Origin of the sequence: Pseudomonas sp. 008 (assembly GCF_016861935.1) — a bacterium.
In the GTDB taxonomy this organism is placed as follows: domain Bacteria; phylum Pseudomonadota; class Gammaproteobacteria; order Pseudomonadales; family Pseudomonadaceae; genus Aquipseudomonas.
On the sequence record NZ_BOMA01000004.1, the window covers coordinates 92,118 to 111,620 of the forward strand.

21 protein-coding genes are annotated in these 19,503 nt (G+C 60.3%); 9 read left to right on the forward strand and 12 right to left on the reverse strand.

Annotated features, from left to right (window positions below; all coding sequences use genetic code 11):
* The first annotated feature begins 115 nt into the window (after window positions 1–115).
* Genes JUI81_RS09805 through JUI81_RS09820 form a run of 4 tightly spaced genes read left to right on the forward strand, consistent with a single transcriptional unit; the run spans window position 116 to window position 3,270 of the window.
* Window positions 116–1,510 (forward strand): COG3014 family protein, encoded by a 1,395-nt coding sequence (locus JUI81_RS09805; protein ID WP_204124177.1) that lies wholly within the window; start codon window positions 116–118, stop codon window positions 1,508–1,510.
* A 15-nt stretch (window positions 1,511–1,525) separates the two neighbouring features.
* A complete protein-coding gene (locus JUI81_RS09810) occupies window positions 1,526–1,897 on the forward strand; it encodes a YcfL family protein (RefSeq protein WP_018927555.1) in 372 nt (123 codons plus the stop codon).
* A 38-nt stretch (window positions 1,898–1,935) separates the two neighbouring features.
* Entirely contained in the window at window positions 1,936–2,523 is a 588-nt protein-coding gene (gene lpoB, locus JUI81_RS09815; protein WP_007941608.1) for a penicillin-binding protein activator LpoB, read from the forward strand.
* Window positions 2,524–2,526: 3 nt separating this feature from the next.
* Window positions 2,527–3,270, forward strand: coding sequence for a hypothetical protein (locus JUI81_RS09820; RefSeq protein WP_019650133.1), 744 nt, complete (start codon window positions 2,527–2,529; stop codon window positions 3,268–3,270).
* A 215-nt stretch (window positions 3,271–3,485) separates the two neighbouring features.
* On the opposite strand, the gene JUI81_RS09825 is transcribed toward JUI81_RS09820, so the two are convergent.
* The 3 genes from JUI81_RS09825 to JUI81_RS09835 all read right to left on the reverse strand — a co-directional run bounded on the left by JUI81_RS09825 (window position 3,486) and on the right by JUI81_RS09835 (window position 6,736).
* Window positions 3,486–4,118 (reverse strand): LysE family transporter, encoded by a 633-nt coding sequence (locus JUI81_RS09825; protein WP_019580514.1) that lies wholly within the window; start codon window positions 4,116–4,118, stop codon window positions 3,486–3,488.
* Window positions 4,119–4,235: 117 nt separating this feature from the next.
* Window positions 4,236–4,826, reverse strand: a complete 591-nt coding sequence (locus JUI81_RS09830; RefSeq protein ID WP_018927552.1) for a mechanosensitive ion channel family protein — start codon at window positions 4,824–4,826, stop codon at window positions 4,236–4,238.
* Window positions 4,826–6,736, reverse strand: a complete 1,911-nt coding sequence (locus tag JUI81_RS09835; RefSeq protein WP_019580513.1) for an ATP-binding cassette domain-containing protein — start codon at window positions 6,734–6,736, stop codon at window positions 4,826–4,828. The genes JUI81_RS09830 and JUI81_RS09835 overlap by 1 nt, the downstream gene beginning before the upstream one ends.
* 50 nt (window positions 6,737–6,786) lie before the next feature.
* Between JUI81_RS09835 and JUI81_RS09840 the strand changes: the two genes are divergently transcribed.
* Window positions 6,787–7,251, forward strand: a complete 465-nt coding sequence (locus JUI81_RS09840; RefSeq protein ID WP_204124178.1) for a TIGR02444 family protein — start codon at window positions 6,787–6,789, stop codon at window positions 7,249–7,251.
* Here the strand turns inward: JUI81_RS09840 and JUI81_RS09845 are convergent.
* On the reverse strand, window positions 7,248–8,450 hold the full coding sequence (locus JUI81_RS09845; RefSeq protein WP_204124179.1) for an AlgP family protein: 1,203 nt from the start codon (window positions 8,448–8,450) through the stop codon (window positions 7,248–7,250). The two genes, JUI81_RS09840 and JUI81_RS09845, sit on opposite strands and share 4 nt — an antisense overlap.
* 192 nt (window positions 8,451–8,642) lie before the next feature.
* Here JUI81_RS09845 and JUI81_RS09850 point away from each other — a divergent pair, with 192 nt between their 5' ends.
* Window positions 8,643–9,308 carry an FKBP-type peptidyl-prolyl cis-trans isomerase gene (locus JUI81_RS09850; RefSeq protein ID WP_028939135.1) on the forward strand — a complete coding sequence of 222 codons (666 nt, stop codon included), beginning with the start codon at window positions 8,643–8,645 and terminating at the stop codon, window positions 9,306–9,308.
* Between the two features lie 61 nt (window positions 9,309–9,369).
* Here the strand turns inward: JUI81_RS09850 and JUI81_RS09855 are convergent, their stop codons facing one another.
* From JUI81_RS09855 to JUI81_RS09885, 7 genes are all read right to left on the reverse strand, one after another.
* A complete protein-coding gene (locus JUI81_RS09855) occupies window positions 9,370–9,840 on the reverse strand; it encodes an Rsd/AlgQ family anti-sigma factor (RefSeq protein WP_019580509.1) in 471 nt (156 codons plus the stop codon).
* Window positions 9,841–10,020: 180 nt separating this feature from the next.
* Window positions 10,021–10,572 carry a disulfide bond formation protein B gene (locus JUI81_RS09860; protein WP_019580508.1) on the reverse strand — a complete coding sequence of 184 codons (552 nt, stop codon included), beginning with the start codon at window positions 10,570–10,572 and terminating at the stop codon, window positions 10,021–10,023.
* A 361-nt stretch (window positions 10,573–10,933) separates the two neighbouring features.
* Window positions 10,934–12,172: a heme biosynthesis protein HemY gene (locus tag JUI81_RS09865; protein ID WP_018927545.1), complete on the reverse strand. Its 1,239-nt coding sequence runs from the start codon at window positions 12,170–12,172 to the stop codon at window positions 10,934–10,936.
* Window positions 12,169–13,323, reverse strand: coding sequence for a uroporphyrinogen-III C-methyltransferase (locus JUI81_RS09870; RefSeq protein ID WP_019580507.1), 1,155 nt, complete (start codon window positions 13,321–13,323; stop codon window positions 12,169–12,171). The genes JUI81_RS09865 and JUI81_RS09870 overlap by 4 nt, the downstream gene beginning before the upstream one ends.
* Before the next feature lie 16 nt (window positions 13,324–13,339).
* Window positions 13,340–14,107: a uroporphyrinogen-III synthase gene (locus JUI81_RS09875; RefSeq protein WP_019580506.1), complete on the reverse strand. Its 768-nt coding sequence runs from the start codon at window positions 14,105–14,107 to the stop codon at window positions 13,340–13,342.
* Window positions 14,104–15,045, reverse strand: coding sequence for a hydroxymethylbilane synthase (gene hemC, locus JUI81_RS09880; RefSeq protein WP_204124180.1), 942 nt, complete (start codon window positions 15,043–15,045; stop codon window positions 14,104–14,106). The genes JUI81_RS09875 and hemC overlap by 4 nt, the downstream gene beginning before the upstream one ends.
* Before the next feature lie 136 nt (window positions 15,046–15,181).
* On the reverse strand, window positions 15,182–15,928 hold the full coding sequence (locus JUI81_RS09885) for a LytTR family DNA-binding domain-containing protein (protein WP_204124181.1): 747 nt from the start codon (window positions 15,926–15,928) through the stop codon (window positions 15,182–15,184).
* A 462-nt stretch (window positions 15,929–16,390) separates the two neighbouring features.
* Between JUI81_RS09885 and argH the strand changes: the two genes are divergently transcribed.
* On the forward strand, window positions 16,391–17,785 hold the full coding sequence (gene argH, locus JUI81_RS09890; RefSeq protein ID WP_019580504.1) for an argininosuccinate lyase: 1,395 nt from the start codon (window positions 16,391–16,393) through the stop codon (window positions 17,783–17,785).
* Window positions 17,786–17,892: 107 nt separating this feature from the next.
* Here the strand turns inward: argH and JUI81_RS09895 are convergent, their stop codons facing one another.
* A complete protein-coding gene (locus JUI81_RS09895; protein ID WP_019580503.1) occupies window positions 17,893–18,552 on the reverse strand; it encodes a glutathione S-transferase family protein in 660 nt (219 codons plus the stop codon).
* A gap of 125 nt (window positions 18,553–18,677) precedes the next feature.
* On the opposite strand from JUI81_RS09895, the gene JUI81_RS09900 reads away from it, so the two are divergent.
* Window positions 18,678–18,962 (forward strand): hypothetical protein, encoded by a 285-nt coding sequence (locus tag JUI81_RS09900; RefSeq protein WP_018927538.1) that lies wholly within the window; start codon window positions 18,678–18,680, stop codon window positions 18,960–18,962.
* Window positions 18,963–19,139: 177 nt separating this feature from the next.
* Window positions 19,140–19,385, forward strand: a complete 246-nt coding sequence (locus tag JUI81_RS09905) for a TIGR02647 family protein (RefSeq protein WP_007894898.1) — start codon at window positions 19,140–19,142, stop codon at window positions 19,383–19,385.
* Window positions 19,386–19,503 lie beyond the last annotated feature (118 nt).

Below are 19,503 nucleotides of genomic sequence, written 5' to 3' on the forward strand. Positions count from 1 at the left end.
CGGCATTTAAGCTCCTCTTTTTATGAGGAATTGGCAGGACGCCAGTCCCCCTGTCGATGGGTCCCAACAGCCCGACCAGCACGCGGCTGCTTACACTCAGGGAAGAAGTACCCCTATGGCCTCCCGCGCCCTTACCTCGATCGCGCTCAGCGCTGTCACCTTGCTCTCCGGCTGTTCGGCTTTTCGCAACTACGATTCCGAACTGGCACAAACCAACCAGCAACTGGCTGCCGGCAACGTCGACGCTGCCTTGAGCCTGCTGGAAAAGAACAACACCGGCACCGACAAAGACCTGCTCTATTACTTCGAGAAGGGTGAACTGCTGCGCGCCAAGGGCGACTTGTCCGGCAGCCAGAACGCCTGGACCAGCGCCGATCAGGTGGTGGGCAAATGGGAAGACGCGGTCAAACTCGACACCGAAAAGTACCTGGCTCAGTTCGGCAGTTTCCTGGTCAATGACAAAGTCCGTCGCTACGAAGGCTACGACTACGAAAAAGTCATGCTGACCACGCAGATGGCCCTCAACCTGCTGGCGGTGAATGACTTCGACGGCGCGCGCACCGCAATCAAGAAAACTCACGAACGTGAAGCGGTGATCGCCGACCTGCGCGACAAGGAATACCTCAAGAGCGAAGAGCAGGCCGAGAAGGAAGGCGTCAAAACCCAGTACAAGGACCTCCAGGGTTATCCGGTGGCCAGCCTCGACGCGCCAGAAGTGGTCAGCCTGAAAAACAGCTACCAGAGTGCGTTCAGTCATTACCTGGCCGGTTTCGTCTATGAAGCCCTGGGCGAGAAAGACCTGGCTGCGCCGGGTTATCGCAAAGCTGCCGAGTTGCGCCCGAACACCCCGCTGCTGGAACAGGCACTCGTGAACCTGGACAAACCCGCCAAGGACGACGACAGCGACATCCTGATCGTCGTGCAAAGCGGCCTGGCGCCGTCCCGCGACTCGATCCGCATTCCGCTGCCATTGCCAATCAGCAACCAGCTGGTGATCACACCGCTGTCGTTCCCGATCATCAAACCGGACACCTCGACCGCGCCCTTCGCCCAGATCGGCGTGGACGGTCAGCAGGTGAACCTGACGCAACTCAACAGCACCACCGCCATGTCCCGCCGCGCGCTGCGTGATGACATGCCGGGCATCATCCTGCGCACCACCGTCCGTGCCGTGACCAAAGGCGTGGCGCAGAAGAAAATCAACGAAACCAACCCGCTGGCAGGCCTGGCGGTCGGCATCTCTTCAGCCGTGCTCGAAGGTGCCGATACCCGTACGTGGCGAACCCTGCCGGACACTACTCAGGTAGTGCGTCTGCGCTTGAAGAAAGGCGAGCACCAAGTCTCCCTGCCGAGCGCCGCGGGTGGTTCGGTGGTCAAGGTCACCGTCGATCAGCGCTATCAGGTCATCAGCCTGCGTGCCGTGGGCAACAAGGTGTTCGCCAGCGGCCTGGCCGCTCATGTGATCCCGAGCGCCAACCCGACCACCGTGGCCAGCCTCAAACAACCTTAAGAACGGAGTCTTTGCATGCGCTTCAAACTCATCACTGTCGTCGCCCTGGCCTTGCTGGCCGGCTGCGCCACCCCGCCACCACCGGAGCCAGGCAGCGCTGCCAGCAAGGTCGTGGCCATGGGCAAGCTCAAGAACATCGTGGTCGGCGCCATGCGCGTGGCCCGGGAAAACGGCTTCATGACGGTCAACGCACAGCTGAGCAACACCAGCTACAACAACAAGACCTTCTACTACCGTTTTGCTTGGCTCGGCCCTGAAGGTTTCCCGGTTGCCGAAGAAGAAACCTGGAAAAGCCAGATGATGTATGGCGAGCAGACCAGTTTCATCCAGGCCATTGCGCCAACCGCCAAAGCCGTGGATTTCCGCCTCGAAATCAAAACGCCTTAAGCCCGACACCTATTCGTTCAGTTCTAGAGAGCATTCCCATGTTTGCACGCTTTTCGTTCATCGCCGTCATCGCCCTCCTGGCCAGCGGTTGCGCCAACACTTCGCCGACGCTGGGCAGCAAAAACATCAGCTACGGCGACACCAAAGCGGTTGAAACCGTGACCAACGAGTTCGGCTCCACCGACCTGCAGATGATCGCCGAATCCATGACCCGCTCCCTGGCACAGTCCGGCATCCTGCAAGGCCGTCCGGTGGTTCAGGTCTACGACGTGAAGAACAAGACCAGCGAGTACATCGATACCCGCGAAATCACCACCAGCATCAAGACCCAGCTGATGAAGTCCGGCGTCGCCCGTTTCGCCAGCGACAACACCGCAATGCAGAGCCAGGTAGACCAGCTCAAGCTGCAAAACCAGAGCGGCCTGTACAAGAAGAGCACCGTGGCCAAGACCGGCAACATGATTGCCGCCCAATACCGTCTTGAAGGTTCGATCAGCTCGATCGTCAAGCGCAGCAGCGACTACAAGGATGTCTTCTACAAATTCAGCCTGCAATTGATCGACGTTGAAAGCGGTCTGGCCGAGTGGATGGACGAAAAAGAGATCCGCAAAACCACGGAGCGTTAATCGATGCGCACATGGATTGGCATGATGGCCCTGGCTTGCGCGTTCAGCGTGCAAGCGGCCCCGAAAGTTGCAGTAGCGGATCTGGCGTACCAGGAGCGCGTGGAGCAATACGTCCACACTGTTTCGGCACAGAGTAACCATAGCCAGAGCTATTACGGCGCCAGTGGTTCATCCAGTTACGAAGAGTACGAAGCCACCAGCAGCTACATCGAGCAAGGCGAGTTGCGCAAATTCACCGGCGACATCAAGGGCGAGATCCTGCGCACCGGCATGTTCCAGCTGGTGCAGGGCACGCCTTACACGGCATCGTCCAAAGGCGACGTGTATGACGTGATCAAGCGCATCAAGGCCGGTAGCTTCAAGGGTGCCGACTATGTGCTGTTCGGCACCGTGTCAGACATCGACTTCACCCGCGACATGAACGAGTTGGCCAATACCGACAGCTATTCGGCGGTGCTGGGGCTGACGCTGGTGGCGGACTTCAGCCTGATCAACACCAAGACCTTCGAGATCACCTCGGCCTTCACGGCGATGGGCGAAGGTCAGGACACCAAACTGGTGAATGGCCGGGACATCCGGGTTTCCCTGAACCGCCCACGGGTAGTGCGTGACGTGTCCAAGGCGTTGGGTGAAGACGTGGCTTCACAACTGAGCCAACAGCTCGGTGGTGGCGGTTACGAGCAGCCGGGGCAGGCACCGTTGCGTAATAACCTGCCGCGGGATACGGCGCCGGTGATTCTGCACTGATATATGGCTGGCCACCCTGTGGCGAGGGAGTTTGCTCCCGTTGGGCCGCACAGCGGCCCCAAAACCATTCCGCCGGTCACATCAGGCAAACCGCATCAGCCGGTTTTACGACTGCTGCACAGCCGAGCGGGAGCAAGCTCCCTCGCCACAAAAGCCCCCTCGCCACAAATGAAAAAGGCGACCTCGACGGGTCGCCTTTTTTGTGCCTGAAGCTTTTATGTCGCTGCTTTGCGCAAAGTCGCCATGAATGCCGCCGCGCCGATGAACAGCCCGGCAAAAGTGCGGTTCATGCGTTTCTGCTGCTTGGGCGTGCGCAACAAACGCAGGACCTTGGCCGCCAGCCCGGTGTAGCCGGCCATGACGATCAGGTCGACACAGATCATGGTCACGCCAAGGATCAGGTACTGGGCCACCAGCGGCGCGTGGGGATCGATGAATTGCGGCAGCACCGCGAGCATGAACACCAAGGCCTTGGGGTTGCTGACGTTCACCAGAAAACCGCGGAACATCAGCGCCATCGGCTTGCCGATCTGCCGAATGGCAGCGTCGTCGTTCATCTCATTGGGCAGCGCGCGCCATTGCTTGACCGCGAGGTAGACCAGGTAGGCTACGCCGAACCATTTGATCACATAAAAGGCAGTGGCAGAGGCCGCGAGGATCGCACCGACACCGGCAGCGACAATCGCAATCTGCAACGCCAGGCCCAGTTGCAGGCCCAGGGCGTTCCAGTAACCGCGCCAGAAACCGTAGCGCAGACCGCTGGACATCGACGCAATGGCGCCGGCACCGGGGGAAAGACTGATCACCCAGCAGGCGGCAAAAAATGCCAGCCATGTTTGAAGCAGCATCGCACACCTCGACTCAGACTCGTGACAAACGTCTACGCTAATGCGCCTTACGGCCAATGACTATCGATTTTTTGCAGGACAGAGTGACTGCCGACCAGCGTTGATGGCGGTAGCGTCCTATCGAGCCTGTTTTTCGGACCCGTTTGAAGGGAATACATCAGTACCGCGCCAGCGTCGAACCGAGCGCTGGAAGAACAAGCTGTTGGGCACTTGCACCATGGCACTTCCGGTACCGAGTTCTTCGGCTTCGATCAGCGTGGTGTAGAGCAGATTGATCGCCACCACCCGGCCCTTGACGCCGGGCTTGTCGGTGGTGTCCACCAGCTCGACCACATCGCCGATTCGGAATGGGCCGACGGTGAAGATCAGGATCGCGCACAACAGGTTGGACAGCACGCTCCACATGGCGAAAAACGCCACGGCAGCCACCGCCACGAAACCGGACAACGCGGTCCAGAGCACTGTGGCCGACACCCCAAGGCGTTCCAGCACGAAGATCAGCGCGCTGCCCATGATCAGCCAACGCAAACCACCGCGCAGCGGCATCAAGAACTGCGGCGGGAACGGGTAGCGCTCGCCCAGGCGAGTCAGGCATTTGGCGACGACGCGCTGAGCGACATAGCCGGCCAGCAGGATCAGCAGGATTTGCACGACCAGCCAGAGCGGCTCGACCCACATCGCCGGCAACGGCAGCTTGAAGGCCTCCATCAAGACAGCGCCTCCAGCTCCGCCTGCATGCTTTCGAGCAATTCGAGCGCTTCCATCCAGGCTTCTTCCAGCTCGGCTTCACGCACCTTCAGCCGGGCCTGCTCGGCCAGCAGATCACGCAATTCGTTCTTGCGTGCCGGCTCGTAAATATCGCTGTCGCCGAGGCTGACGTCGATCTTCGCCAGTTTCTCGTGCAGCTTGCCCAACTCGGCTTCGAGCTTGTCGGCCTCGCGCTTATGCGGTGCCAGTTGCTGGCGCAACGCGGCGGCGGCCTGGCGCTGGGCTTTCTTGTCGGTCTTGTCCGGGTTGACCGGGGTGTTGCTGACCGGCACGTTGCGCTGACGGTACTCCACCAGCCAACGGGTGTAGTCTTCCAGGTCGCCGTCGAACTCCTCGACCTTGCCGTCTGCCACCAGATAGAAATTGTCAGTGGTGCTTTTGAGCAAATGACGATCGTGGGAGACCACCAGAACCGCACCACTGAATTCCTGCAAGGCCATGGTCAGCGCCAGGCGCATTTCCAGGTCCAAGTGGTTGGTCGGTTCGTCGAGCAGCAACAGGTTCGGCCGGCCCCAGGCGATCAGTGCCAGGGCCAGTCGCGCTTTTTCGCCACCGGAGAAATTCAACACCGGCTCATCGATGCGCGCCCCCCGGAAGTCGAAACCACCGAGGAAATCACGCAGGGTCTGCTCACGTTCCGTCGGCGCCAGGCGCTGCAAGTGCAGCAACGGGCTGGCCTTGGAATCGAGGGAATCCAGTTGATGCTGGGCGAAGTAGCCAACCACGGTGTTCTCGCCCCGGGTCAGTCGGCCCGCCAATGGTTCGAGCTCACCGGAGAGGTTCTTGATCAGGGTCGATTTACCGGCACCGTTGGGGCCGAGCAAACCGATGCGCGCGCCAGGGGTCAGTTGCAGCTTGACCTTCTCCAGCACGGTTTTGTCGCCGTAACCCAGGCGTGCATCCGACAGGTCGATCAGCGGACTGGAAATCTTCTGCGATTCGCGGAAGACGAAGTCGAACGGTGAGTCGACGTGCGCGGCGGACAGTTCTTCCATCCGCTCCAGCGCCTTGATCCGGCTCTGGGCCTGACGGGCCTTGGTGGCCTGGGCCTTGAAGCGGGCAATGTAGCTTTCCATGTGCGCACGCTGCGCCTGTTGCTTCTCGTACGCCTGCTGTTGCTGTGCCAGACGTTCGGCACGGGCCCGTTCAAACGCGGTGTAACCGCCGCGATACAGGGTGATCTTGCGTTGATCGACGTGAGCTACGTGATCGACCACGGCATCGAGGAAGTCCCGGTCGTGGGAAATCAGCAATAAAGTGCCGGGGTAGCTTTTGAGCCACTCTTCGAGCCAGATGATGGCGTCGAGGTCCAAGTGGTTGGTCGGTTCGTCGAGCAGCAACAGGTCCGAAGGGCACATCAAAGCCTGCGCCAGATTCAGACGCATCCGCCAGCCACCGGAGAAATCTCCTACTTGCCGGTCCATTTGCTCGTTGGTGAACCCAAGGCCCGCCAATAGCTTGCGAGCCCGGGCATCGGCGGTGTACCCATCGGCGCTGTCGAGTTCCGAGTGCAGGCGGGCCTGAGCGGCGCCGTCATGGGCTGCTTCGGCCGCCGCCAGGTCGCGTTGCACCTGGCGCAGGCGCAGGTCGCCATCGAGCACGTAGTCGACCGCCAGGCGTTCGAGGGTGTCGACCTCCTGGCGCATGTGGGCGATGCGCCAGTCAGCCGGCAGGAAGCAGTCACCCGAGTCCGGGTGCAGCTCGCCCCGAAGCAAGGCGAACAGGCTCGATTTGCCGGCGCCATTGGCACCGATGAGGCCGGCTTTGTGGCCGGCGTGCAGGGTCAGCTCGGCGTCTTCTAGCAGACGTTGCGGGCCACGCTGTAAAGTCAGGTTCTGAAGTCGAATCATAATGGCGGCGGAGTCTACCAGCTTCGCTCGCAACTGGCGCGAGTAGCACTATGTCCTCTGACCTGTGGAGCTTTTCCCTCGACACTTACGCCCGTCCCGGCGTTGAACACGCCTGCCTGCAATTACAGGCAGCGGGTGTGAATGTGTGCCTGCTGCTCTGTGGATTGTGGCTGGGGCAACGTGGAGTCGCCTGCAACGAACAACGCTTGCAGCTGCTAGGCGATGTAGCCGGGCCTTGGGACGCGGATGTCGTGCAACCGTTGCGCACCTTGCGCCAGCAATGGAAAGCCGCTGCCGGCGAGGATGCCGGTCTGGATGATTTACGCGAACAAGTGAAGACACTGGAGATGGAAGCCGAAAGGCATTTGTTGCTGCGACTGGAGCGTTTGGCACAGAGTTGGCCGCAGTGTGAAGCGACCGATCTAACGGCCTGGCTGGAAGGTATGGCAGCAGGCGCTGCCAACCTGAACCGCGACGCGCTGCATCAGCTGCGCGTCGCGGTAACCGGCACTTAGGAAGCGCTGGTTGGGGTAGTGCTGGTGCTCGACGATGCGGCTGGCGTTGGCGCAGGCGAAGCTGTCGAGGTAGTGGCTACCGGAGCCGGTGAAGCCGATGCAGCCGGGGCAGGAGCCGGGGTTGCTGGCTTGACAACAGGTGCGGCAGTCGGCTTCGCAGCAACGACTGGCTTTTTCACAGCCGGTTTTGCTGCTGGCTTGGCGGCAGGTTTTGCAACCGGTTTGGCAGCGGCAGGTTTGGCTGCTGGTTTCGCTACAGCTGGTTTGGCGGCAGTCGCTGGCTTGGCAGCAACGGCAGGTTTCGCAGCAGCAGTTTTGGCAGCCGGCTTAGCGGCGGGTTTGGCTGCAGCTTTTGCAGCAGGTTTCGCCGCCGGTTTTGCAGCAGGCTTGGCTGCAGCGGTTTTAGCCGCGACAGGTTTGGCAGCTGGTTTGGCGGCGGCAGTTTTGGCTGCTGGTTTTGCAGCAGGTTTAGCGGCCGGTTTTGCAGCCGGTTTGGCAGCTGCAGTTTTCGCCACGGCGGGTTTGGCAGCCGTGGTTTTTGCAGCGGGTTTAGCGGCAGCTGTTTTGGCAGCGACTGGCTTAGTGGCAGGTTTGGCAGCTGTCGTTTTAGCTGCTGGTTTCGCAGCGCTGGCAGCGACTGGTTTTTTCGCCGCAGGTTTTGCGGCTGGTTTCGCTGCAGCTTTTACCGGTGCTTTGGCGGCGGTTTTTTTAACAGGAGCCGCAGCAGGCTTGGCCGGTGCTTTTGCAGCAACCGGTTTGGCAGCGGCTTTCTTCGCAGGTGCCGCGGCTGGCTTGGCCGAACGCAGGGACAACGCCTTGCCGACAGCCTCTTGGACACGACCGACACCCTGGGCCAGTTTCAGGCTTTCTTGAGCGTCGCGTTTGAGTTGCAGGATGTAGCTGCGAGTGTCGGACTGACGAGCCTTGAGGGCGTCGAGCAGGTCCTCAAGTTCTTTCACCGCATCTTTGGCCTTGGCTTGTGCCTTGGCTTTGCCGGCCGCCGCAGCGTCCTGCAATTTGGTGCGGGATTTATGCAGTTTTTCCTGCGCTTTTCCGCGCTGCTTTTCCAGTTTGGCGAGCAGTTTTTCAGCATCAGCCAAGGCTTGGGAACAAGCGTTTTCCAAATGCTCGAGCAGGCTGCCCGAGAGTTGTTGGAGTAAGTGCAACGGAGTATTTACTGGCTTCTTGGTGGCCGACATGGTTTACCTCCTGGCTGACGTGAATGCGGCTCATACTAGACCTCTGCTGCAACCGCCGCTAGGGCATGTTGACAGTATCGAAAGCGCTGCGTTGCAACGAAGTAAAAATGTTCTGCGCTTACGCAAAACCAGTTCACCTTCGAGAGCATTCACACTGGCATAATCCTGCGCATCTCAGGTCGGAGAGTGCCTATGTCGCGCTACCTTTTTTTATCGCTGTGCATGTTTTTTTCCGTGGTCCAGGCCGCTGAAAAAACCGCCACAAATGACGCTCACGATCTCGCTTACAGCTTGGGTGCAAGCCTTGGCGAACGCTTGCGCCAGGAGGTTCCGGACCTGCAACTTCAGGCGCTGCTCGAAGGCTTGCAGCAAGCCTACCAAGGTAAGCCGCTGGCGCTGAAAGACGAGCAGATCGAACAGATTCTTGCCGAGCACGAAGCCCAGGTCGCCGAGCAACCCGCCGTCGCGCAAAGTGAAGTTGCCCTCGAAAAAGAGCGGCGCTTTCTCGATGAGGAAAAAACCAAACCCGGCGTCCGTCAATTGGCAGATGGAGTATTGCTGACCGAGCTGGCTCCCGGAACCGGCGCGAAGGCAGGACCGAACGGCAAAGTCCAGGTGCTGTATATCGGTCGCCTACCTGACGGCACCGTGTTCGATCAGAACAGTCAGCCGCAGTGGTTCAGTCTTGATAGTGTGATCAGCGGCTGGCGTAGCGCGCTGCAAAATATGCCGGTCGGCGCGAAATGGCGCCTGGTGATTCCATCAGCGCAAGCCTATGGCGCCGACGGTGCCGGCGACTTGATCGCGCCGTTCACGCCGCTGGTATTCGAAGTCGAATTGCGTGGTGCTACAAGCTGAATGCCGGAAACGAAAAACGGTGCGCATTGCGCACCGTTTTCAGTGTCTAGCCGGGAAAGGGTCAGGCCTGAACCGAACTCTCTTCCTTGTGGGCGGTGTGCAGCACTTCGATCAGGCAATCTTCCAGTTCGAAGCGTTCACGCAGTTGGCTGCCCAGCTTTTCCAGCGCTTCGGCGAAACGCTCGGTGTCGTTGCAGTCACCCTTGTGACAATGATCATTGAACGACAGCGCCATCTCGGTGCTCACGTCGATACGCGGGTTGATCTGCTTCACCAGTTCAAGGCCGCCATCGTCGCCAAAGGCCTTGGCCTCATTGACCAGATGCTCACTCACTTCGAAGTGCCAGGCAGAAACGTAATCGACAAGAATCTCGCAGAACCGACCGTTCAAGGACTTGTCGGCAAAAGCCGGTTTGGCATTTCGCAAGTCGTGGAACGACTTTACCAACTCTTCACGCTCTTGTAGCCAGCGGTCAATGAGCTTATGAACCCCACCCCAGCGTTCCTGAGCATTCTGACAACTATCTAACATGGCGATCTCTCTTCCCTAATGGGTCATGCCGTTCTACGCCTGCCCCCAAGACTCGGCACATCCGGTCTTGGTCAGGCAGAACAGCAACGAGCAACATAATTCCAATGATACGTGCGGGCCAGATTATGCCCGCGCGCCTATGGCTTCAAGGTACGCAGGAGATAAAGTTCATACAAGTGTTTAATCGCCCGCCAATACCCGGTGCGACGACTCGTCGCTGAGCGGTCGCTGACACGCGATCCAGACAAGGCGCAGCAATTGATACCCGCCCAGAATCATCATCGCAACGAAGAACAACAGGCTCCATTCCGGGATACTCAGGTCGAACAGCGTCCAGGAAATTTCCGCGCAGTCGGCGGTTCCCTTGAACAACCGTTGCACGGCACACAACCAGGGTGTACTGGCAAACAGATCAGTCAGGTTGGGCGAGCATGCCGAAAGCTGATGCACCGGATCGCTCTGCAACACAACCTGCCGCCACGCCGTGACGGTACCCGCCACACTGCATAGCAGACCCAGTAGCCAATACAGGAATGATCCCAAGCGACCAGGCCCCTGCACCGAAGCCGTCAGGCAGACACCCGTGAGCAGCGCCAGGCAAACCCGCTGCAACAGGCACAACCCGCAAGGCTTGAGGCCGACCGCATATTCCAGGTAATAGGAAACGCCCAAGGCCAGGGCACCTGCAATGAAAACCATGAAAAACAAGGAGCGTGAGCAGGCCAAAGACATGGCTTTTCCGTAACTGTAGAGACAAGCGGTTACGGTAGAGGAAAGCGCAACAGCCTTTCAAGGCAGGCCAGCACGGACACTTCACCAGAAGTGTAGGGAATTCCCGACAGAGTCGAGAGGATAAGATGTAGTCCGCTGTAGGACTTTGCCAGACAAGGACTACAAGGCAAAAACAGTGGCAGACTCGGAGCGGTTGGATTGCCCTGACGAACGACTCCCCCCATGGCAGCTCGCGCAGCCGGCGTTCGGCTGCGCAGCAGTCGTAATCGATTTAACACGACTCACCTGTTCCGACTGCGACGCCTGATTTACGACTGCTGCGCAGCCGAACGCAGCCTCCGGCAGCGGCTACAGGCCGGCATCAAGCATGAGCCGGCACCGGCAGCGGAGCCGACAGCAAGCGCTCGTCCAGCAGGCCCAAGCCCTCCTGGAACAACTGATTACTGCGTTCGGTGTCACCCAATTGCGCCAGCAACCGCGCCAGTTCGGCGCAGGCTTCAGGATTACGCTGCACACGCAGACTGTTTTCCAGATAGTCCCGGGCCTTGCCCCACAGACTGCTTTGCAGACACAAACGGCCCAACGTCAGCAACAGGCTCGGGTCGGCAGGATGATCCTTGAGCCAACCTTCAGCGGTGTGCAGCTGCCTGGCCGGATCGCTACCGCGAACCAGACCGTACAGGCGTGCCAGATGACTGTCGTATTTGCGCTTGAGAGCCGTACGCAGAACCTCTTCGGCTTCGACCTGCGCGCCCAGTTGCCGCAGTTGCTCGGCATAGGCCAGCACCAGTTGCGGTTCCTGCCGCTGAGCCGCGGTGAGCTGCTGCCAGGCACGAGCGAGCGACTGCAAACCGACCGTTCCGTCCTCTTCCCGGTGCGCCGCCAACGAAAGATTCTCACCCCAGGCGCGTTGCTCCAGTTCAGCCAGCTCGGCTGGCGGCAGCACCTTGTCCTTGCGTAACTCCGGCAGCAAACGAATCACTGCCGACCAGTCGCCCCGCTGCTGATGCAGGCGTTGCAACTGGCGCAGGGTCTGGACGTTATGAGGATGACGCTCATGCATGGCTTGCAGTGTGACCAGGGCGCCGTCGGTGTCGCCGCGGTCGGTCTGCAATTGGGCATGACTCAAGGCAATCGCCAGCTCGGCCTGGGGTTGTCGCTCCAAAGCGCGCTCCAGCAAGTTATCGCTTTCCTGGTAGAGACCTTGTTCGTTCGCGGCGCGGGCAGCACCCAGGTAGTAGAGCAGCGGCTGACGTTCGGCTTCTGCCGCGCGATACAGGTGACGCTGCGCACTGGCCCAGCGGCCCTCGGCCAAATCCAGCTGGCCGTGCTCGATCGCCACTTGCACCCGTCGACTGCGATTGCGCCGCGACCATGGGTTGACCACCCCACCGGAAGTCGTCACCAGTTCGACCAGCGCCTTGATGCCCCAGAACACCAGCCACAGCACGGCCACCAAGGCCAGGGTTGCCCACAGGCTCGATTCGTAACGGAAGCTCTTGTAGGCGATCAGCACATAGCCGGAATGCTCGGCAATCGCCAGCCCCAACGCGGCGGCGGCAGCGATGACCACGAACACGATCACATAGAGACGCTTCATGGTGTGGCCTCCTGCGCAGTGTTCGCGGCAGGTTTGGCTAGAGGTTTCACTGAGTCCTCGGCGTTGACGTTGCGTCGCTCAAGGTAAGCCTGGACGGCGCTCAACGTGCCTGTCAGATCCGGCGTGACCACCGTGACTGGCTGTTTGCTCAACTCGGCCACCTGCTCCAGCATGATCTTGCTCTGAGGGTTGTCCGGGTTGAAGTTACCCTTGAGCACGTCCCGCGCTTCGGTCAGCGCCTGAGTGTAAACCGCAGCCTGACCGTTGAGCGCGGCCCACTGCGCCTGTTCCAGCGCCAGACTCAGGGCCAGACGCACCTGGCTCAGGCTCTGCCCTGCCAGCAACGGACGGACATTCTTGTCGGCGTTGAAATCGATTCGGATGTAACGCGAGATCTGATCCCACCATTGCGCCCAGCGACTGGCGCCGTCGCCATCGGCCGTCAGGCCCAGCAGGGATTCGCCACGGTCCTTGTACTCGGGCGCCAGTTCGGTGAGGCTGATCACTTGATCGCGCAAGGCACCCAGTCGCAGGAACAACCCGGTGCGATCCGGCTGTTCAGTACTGCGCAGGGCCACCAGGGTTTTGGCCACTTGCTCGCGAGCGGCAAAAGCCCCCGGGTCATTCTGTTCACGGAGTATCTCATCGGCACCCTGCACCAGGGCCTGGGCACTGCTGATGTCCTGCAAGGCCGACAGACGCAGGCTGGCCAGTCGCAGCAAATGCTCAGCCTCGGCCAGACGCCAATCCTTGCGGCTGGCACCGAGGACGGTTTCCAGGCGTTGATTCAAACGCTGTTGATCGCCCTGAAGTTGAGTGACCAGGCGACTGCGCGCATCGAGCTCTTCGGCGGCAGGCATCTGTTCGAGGCGAGCGGTCAGACGCTGCTCGTTGAGCTTCAGGCTCTGCGCCTGATCGTTCAACGCCTGTACCTGACTCAACTGTTGCAGGTTATTGGCTTGCAGGTGACGCACCTGCCAGACTCCCCAACCGCCTACGGCAACACCGGCAGCGCCCAACAGCAGCGCGACGATTGCCAGCCCATTGCCTCGGCGCGGCTCAGTAGCAGGTGGCCCGGTTACAACCGGTGCTTCTACCGGCGCATCGAGCACCGGCTGGACGTCATCTTTAGGCAAGGCTGTTTTGCTCACGTATCCATCCTTTGCATTAGAAAACGGGTACGGGGTGCTCCCGTAACGCCGTCAGCAAGGCCGCGGCACTGGCGCCACGACAATCCACAACTGTTTGGGCCCCGGCGGCGCGTGCCAGCTCGGCGACCCTGGGGCTTGGAACAAACAACGGCAACCGCGCCATGATCGGCCAGGCATCGCCAGCCAATCGGTGCAGGTGCTCAAAACCCTGTCCACTGCTGACCACCAGCCCATTCAAGCGTTCCGCCTCGATCCGCTCAGGCAACGCTGCCGGTGGGTACTGCGGCAAGCCGCGTCGGTACAACTCCAGATACTCGACACTAGCACCAAGCTCGCGCAAACGCTCAGCCAGCAACTCGCGCCCACCCTCCCCACGCACGATCAACACCCGTGGCTCGGGACGGGCGATAGCCTCGCGCAACCGTGGAAGTTCAAGCAAGGCTTCGCTGTCATCACCGTCGGCCGGGAAGCTCACATCCAGCCCGTTAGCTTCGAGGATCTGTGCCGTCGCCGCGCCGACGCTGAACCACGTCAGAACCGGTGGTTGCGGCCAATGCTGGTGGAGCAGCTCGACAGCGATTCTGGCGGCCGGCTTGCTGACCACGATCACCGCGCAATAGTGATCCAGGTCCTGAATCACTGCGCGCATTGTGGCAGAGGCCGGCATCGGCTCGATGTCCAAAAGCGGCAAGCTGCTACTGAAAACCCCCGCGTCAGCCAACACACGGGCAAGCACCGCTGATTCATCCGCAGGGCGCGTCAGCAGCAGGCGCCAGCCAGTCACTCGTGCCCAGCCTCGCCATAGACTGCTTTGAGAATGGCGTCGGCGCCCTGACTCAGCAGGTCTTCGGCCACTTGCACGCCCAGGGCCTCGGCCTCGCTGCGTGGCGCTCGGGCCTCGGCGCAGAGCAGCAGGCCGCCGTTCGGATCGCCCACCAAGCCACGCAACCAGATCTGCTCGCCTTCAAGCACGGCGTAGCAGGCGATCGGCACCTGGCAGCCGCCATTCAGATGTTTGTTGAGGGCACGTTCAGCGGTCACGCGGATGGCCGTATCCTGATGATGCAGCGGCGCGAGCAGTGCATGAATCTCAGTGTCGGCGCTACGGCACTCGATACCGACCGCGCCCTGGCCACCGGCTGGCAGGCTGTCATCGACACTGATGGCCGAGGTGATGCGGTGTTCGAAGCCCAAACGAATCAAACCCGCCGCAGCGAGGATGATGGAGTCGTATTCGCCGGCATCGAGCTTGGCCAGGCGCGTGTTGACGTTGCCACGCAGGAAGCGGATTTCCAGATCCGGGCGACGGGTCAACAACTGAGCCTGGCGGCGCAGGCTGGAGGTGCCGACGATGCTGCCTGGCGGCAACTCATCCAGGCTGGCGAAGGTATTGGAGACAAATGCATCGCGCGGGTCTTCGCGCTCGCAGATGCAGAACAGACCGAGGCCTTCGGGGAAGTCCATCGGCACGTCTTTCATGGAGTGCACGGCGATGTCGGCTTCGTTTTCCAGCAGCGCGGTTTCCAGCTCCTTGACGAACAGGCCCTTGCCGCCGATTTTCGACAGGGGCGAATCGAGCAGCTTGTCGCCGCGACTGACCATGGGCACCAGTGTCACGAGCAGGCCCGGATGGGCCTGTTCCAGACGAGCCTTGACGTATTCGGCCTGCCATAGGGCCAGAGCACTTTTGCGGGTGGCGATGCGGATTTCGCGAGAGGACATGGATCAATCCGTACTGAATAGATACGGCGGATAATAACAGCTCAGCCAAATCCACTTTGACTTGTATCAGAAACTGCATGGCCTCCCTGGCCCTCAAGGTCCTAAAACAGGGTAGAAATCCGCCCTGAATGGCGGATTAAAGCTGCTGCATCATTTTGCGCACGCCGGCCACATGGCGTCGGCTGACGATCAGGGCGTCGCCGTTCAGGCCTTTGAGAAACAGCTGGAAATGCCCCAGGGGGGTGCGTTGCAGCCGTTCAATGCGTTCGCGGGCGACCAGTGCGTTGCGGTGGATCCGCACGAAACGGTCGCCAAATTCGTCTTCGAGGGCCTTGAGTGGCTCATCCAGCAGCACTTCGCCACCTTCATGGCGCAAGGTCACGTACTTGTGGTCGGCAATAAAGTAGACCACCTGGCCCAACGGGATCAGTTCAATACCTTTACGGGTGCGAGCGCTGATATGGCTGCGTGGGCCGCTGCCGGTTTCGGCGGCGGGACGAGTCAAGGCTGCGAGCTGGACGCGATTGGGGCGTTCGGCTTTTTTCAATGCTTCATGTAGCTGTTCTGTGCGCACGGGCTTCACCAGATAGCCCACGGCGCTGGCCTGTAGGGCTTCCACGGCAAATTCATCGGGCCCTGTGCAAAACACCACGGCGGGCGGGGTTTCGCGTTCGCACAATCGTGCCGCCACTTGCAGGCCATCGAGGCCCGGCATGCGAATATCGAGCAGAACGATATCCGGCTTGTGGCTGTCGATCAGTGCCAACGCCTCTTCGCCACTCGTGGCGCTGGGCTCCAGGACGTTGTATCCCTCGAGTTCGCCGACCATTCGGCTCAGGCGCTCGCGGGCCAGGGGTTCGTCATCAACGATCAGGACATTCATATTGCGCTGGATTCCTGCGTGAGTCTCGCACAAAGATAGCGTAGACAGGTGAAGTGACGTCCGTCACCGCGATCCACGCTAAGACTAGCGCGAGGGCCAAAAAGTGCCGCGAGACCGGCGGCTAAATTTTCATCTGCCGGGTGACTGACGGCCCAGGCCCGCGTTGGCGAGGCATCGCCATAGGGTTTGCTGATACACAATATGAACACCCCTCTTCTCTCTATAGTCAGCTGCAGCATCGAGAAGTGCGCTGATCCTACTGTCCAACTGTAGACGGTTGCCGCGACGATATTGCTCAAATGAGAAATATCGTTGCGCAATTTGCGCATCGCTGGCTTCGAGTATGGATCGCCCCATGAGAAAAAAACGTATCGACCAGTGTCAGCGACAGGATTGGCAACCCTGTTATTATCCGCGTCAGCGTTCCACGCCATCTTTCTTCAAGCCGATACGAGCGAATTCATGAGCACTGACAAGACCAATCAGTCCTGGGGCGGCCGCTTCAGTGAACCCGTCGACGCCTTCGTTGCCCGCTTCACCGCCTCCGTCACCTTCGACCAGCGCCTGTATCGCCACGACATCATGGGCTCGATCGCCCACGCCACGATGCTGGCCAAGGTCGGCGTGCTGACCGATGCCGAGCGCGACAGCATCATCGATGGCCTGAAGACCATCCAGGGTGAAATCGAGGCCGGCCAGTTCGACTGGCGCATCGACCTCGAAGACGTGCACATGAACATCGAGGCGCGCCTGACCGACCGCATCGGCGTGACCGGTAAAAAGCTGCACACCGGCCGTAGCCGCAACGACCAGGTCGCCACCGACATTCGTCTGTGGCTGCGTGACGAGATCGACCTGATCCTGGCCGAGATCACCCGCCTGCAAAAAGGCTTGCTGGAGCAGGCCGAGCGCGAAGCCGGCAGCATCATGCCGGGCTTCACTCACCTGCAAACCGCGCAGCCGGTGACTTTCGGGCACCACATGCTGGCCTGGTTCGAAATGCTCAGCCGCGACTACGAACGCCTGGTGGACTGCCGCAAGCGTACCAACCGCATGCCGCTGGGCAGCGCTGCACTGGCTGGCACCACTTACCCGATCGACCGCGAGTACACCGCACAGTTGCTGGGCTTCGACGCTGTTGGCGGCAACTCCCTGGACAACGTGTCCGATCGCGACTTCGCCATCGAGTTCTGCTCGGCCGCGAGCATCGCGATGATGCACTTGTCGCGATTCTCCGAAGAGCTGGTGCTGTGGACCAGTGCGCAGTTCCAGTTCATCGATCTGCCGGACCGTTTCTGCACCGGCAGCTCGATCATGCCGCAAAAGAAAAACCCGGACGTGCCGGAGCTGGTTCGCGGCAAGACTGGCCGGGTGTTCGGCGCGCTGATGGGCCTGCTGACCCTGATGAAAGGCCAGCCGTTGGCCTACAACAAGGACAACCAGGAAGACAAGGAACCGCTGTTCGACGCCGCCGACACCCTGCGCGACTCGCTGCGAGCCTTCGCCGACATGATCCCGGCGATCAAGCCCAAGCACGCGATGATGCGCGAAGCGGCCCTGCGCGGTTTCTCGACCGCCACCGACCTGGCCGACTACCTGGTACGTCGCGGCTTGCCGTTCCGTGATTGCCACGAGATCGTTGGCCACGCGGTGAAGTACGGCGTAGACAGCGGCAAGGACCTGGCGGAAATGAGCCTGGAAGAACTGCGCAAGTTCAGCGACCAGATCGAGCAGGACGTGTTTGCCGTGCTGACCCTGGAAGGTTCGGTGAATGCCCGTGACCATATCGGCGGAACCGCGCCGGCACAGGTCAAGGCTGCCGTGGCTCGCGGTCAGGCACTACTCGCCAGCCGTTAAAAGCTTCGCGGGCAAGTCGGATCGCCGCACCGCTCGCTCCTACAGGGAACCGTCCCTGTAGGAAGCTAAGCTTGCCCGCGAAGGCATTCTCAAGATCGTTACACAATCTATTTCTTTGACGCGATCATCGCCAGAAACGCGGGCATTGATGCGTCCTTGTCTGCCGCAATTCGCTGCACGTTCGGATTCTGCCCCAGACGCTCCAGCAGCGCCTTGGCCGCCGGCATCTCAGCCAACGGATCGATATCGAACAGCTTCTGCGCCACGGCACAAGCCATCGGCACGCTGTACAGGAAATACAAATCCGCAATGCTGAGACGGTCGCCCGCTACGTAAGGGGCGAACTTGCCGTGCCTGCCCAGTGAGGCGAACCCCAGCAGCAGCTCGGCCTTGGTCTTGTCCTTGATCGCCTCCGGCACTGACATGCCGAAAAACGCTTCGGGGTAGCAGGCGCGCGCCGGCAGTTCGATGTACAACTCGATTTCCTTGGCCAAAGCCAGCGCCTGCGCTCGCTCGAAAGGCTCGCTCGGCAGCAGCGGTGTGCCTTTCTGGCTCTGCTCGAGATACTCGAGAATCACGCTGGTTTCGTTGACGAAACCTTGCTCGACGCCCAGTACCGGAACCTTGCCGCGCGGGCTGATAGCCAGCGCCTCGGGGCTGGTGCCTGGGTAAAACGGCACTTCTTCAAACGACAGTCCCTTCTCCAGCAACGCCAGCTTGACCATGTTGTAATAGTTGCTGACGCAAAATCCATAAAGCTTGAGCATTACATAGCCTCCAGGCCGTGCAGGGGGTTGGCAGCGCCAGTTATAGAACGCCCAGGCACTTCTTGCCAGCAGCATCACAATGCTGAATGCAGGTAAACTGGCCGCCTTTCCTTGAGGAGCCTGCCATGAGCGAGCCAAACGACATCGACAACGACGAAGAAGAATTCGCCGAAACGACGCTGATCGAAGCAATCGAAAACCAGATCGAAAGCGACAACCCGCCAGCGGCCAAGGCAACCTTCAACAAGCTGACCCTGGTGGGTTACGAACGTGAAGAAATCCTCAACCTGATGGCCCATGTGCTGGCCTACGAGATCGACGCCATGCTCGATGAGGACCGTGCATTCGACACCGAATGGTATGAAACGGCGCTGCGCGCACTGCCAGAGTTGCCGCCGGAAAAGCAATAACCCCGCCCCCCCTGTAGGAGCGCGCTCGCTCCTACAGAAACCACCCCCGCGGTCCGTACCACCCTCCGGGGAATGCCTCTCGGGGAGAAAAACCCTGTTGCCAGCACTGGACATGCCTCACCGACGGGTTCACCTTAGGGGCGCTATCGTCTAATTCCTAGAAAGTCTGGAGTCCTTATGTCGCTTACCCCTGAGTTGGTTGCCGAACTGGAAATCCTCGCACTCTTCAACCTGGACAGTTCCCAGGAAGGTTTGAAAATTCATCAGACCGCTGCCCCGAAAGCCATTGCCGCCGCACAAAGACTGTTCGACAAAGAATTGATCACCCAGCCCGATGGCGGTTACCTGACCAGCCTGGGGCGTGACGCCGCACAAAACGTGCAAACCGTTCTCACCATTCTGTCCGTGCGGGAAACAGCCTGAGCATCACTGCATAGCCCACGGAAAGCTCTGTCACGGGATTTCCGCGGGCACACTTGATGACTGGCCCTGTTACCTGCCGTCGCCAAACGATAGAAATCTGACGCCAGGAAAACAAAAT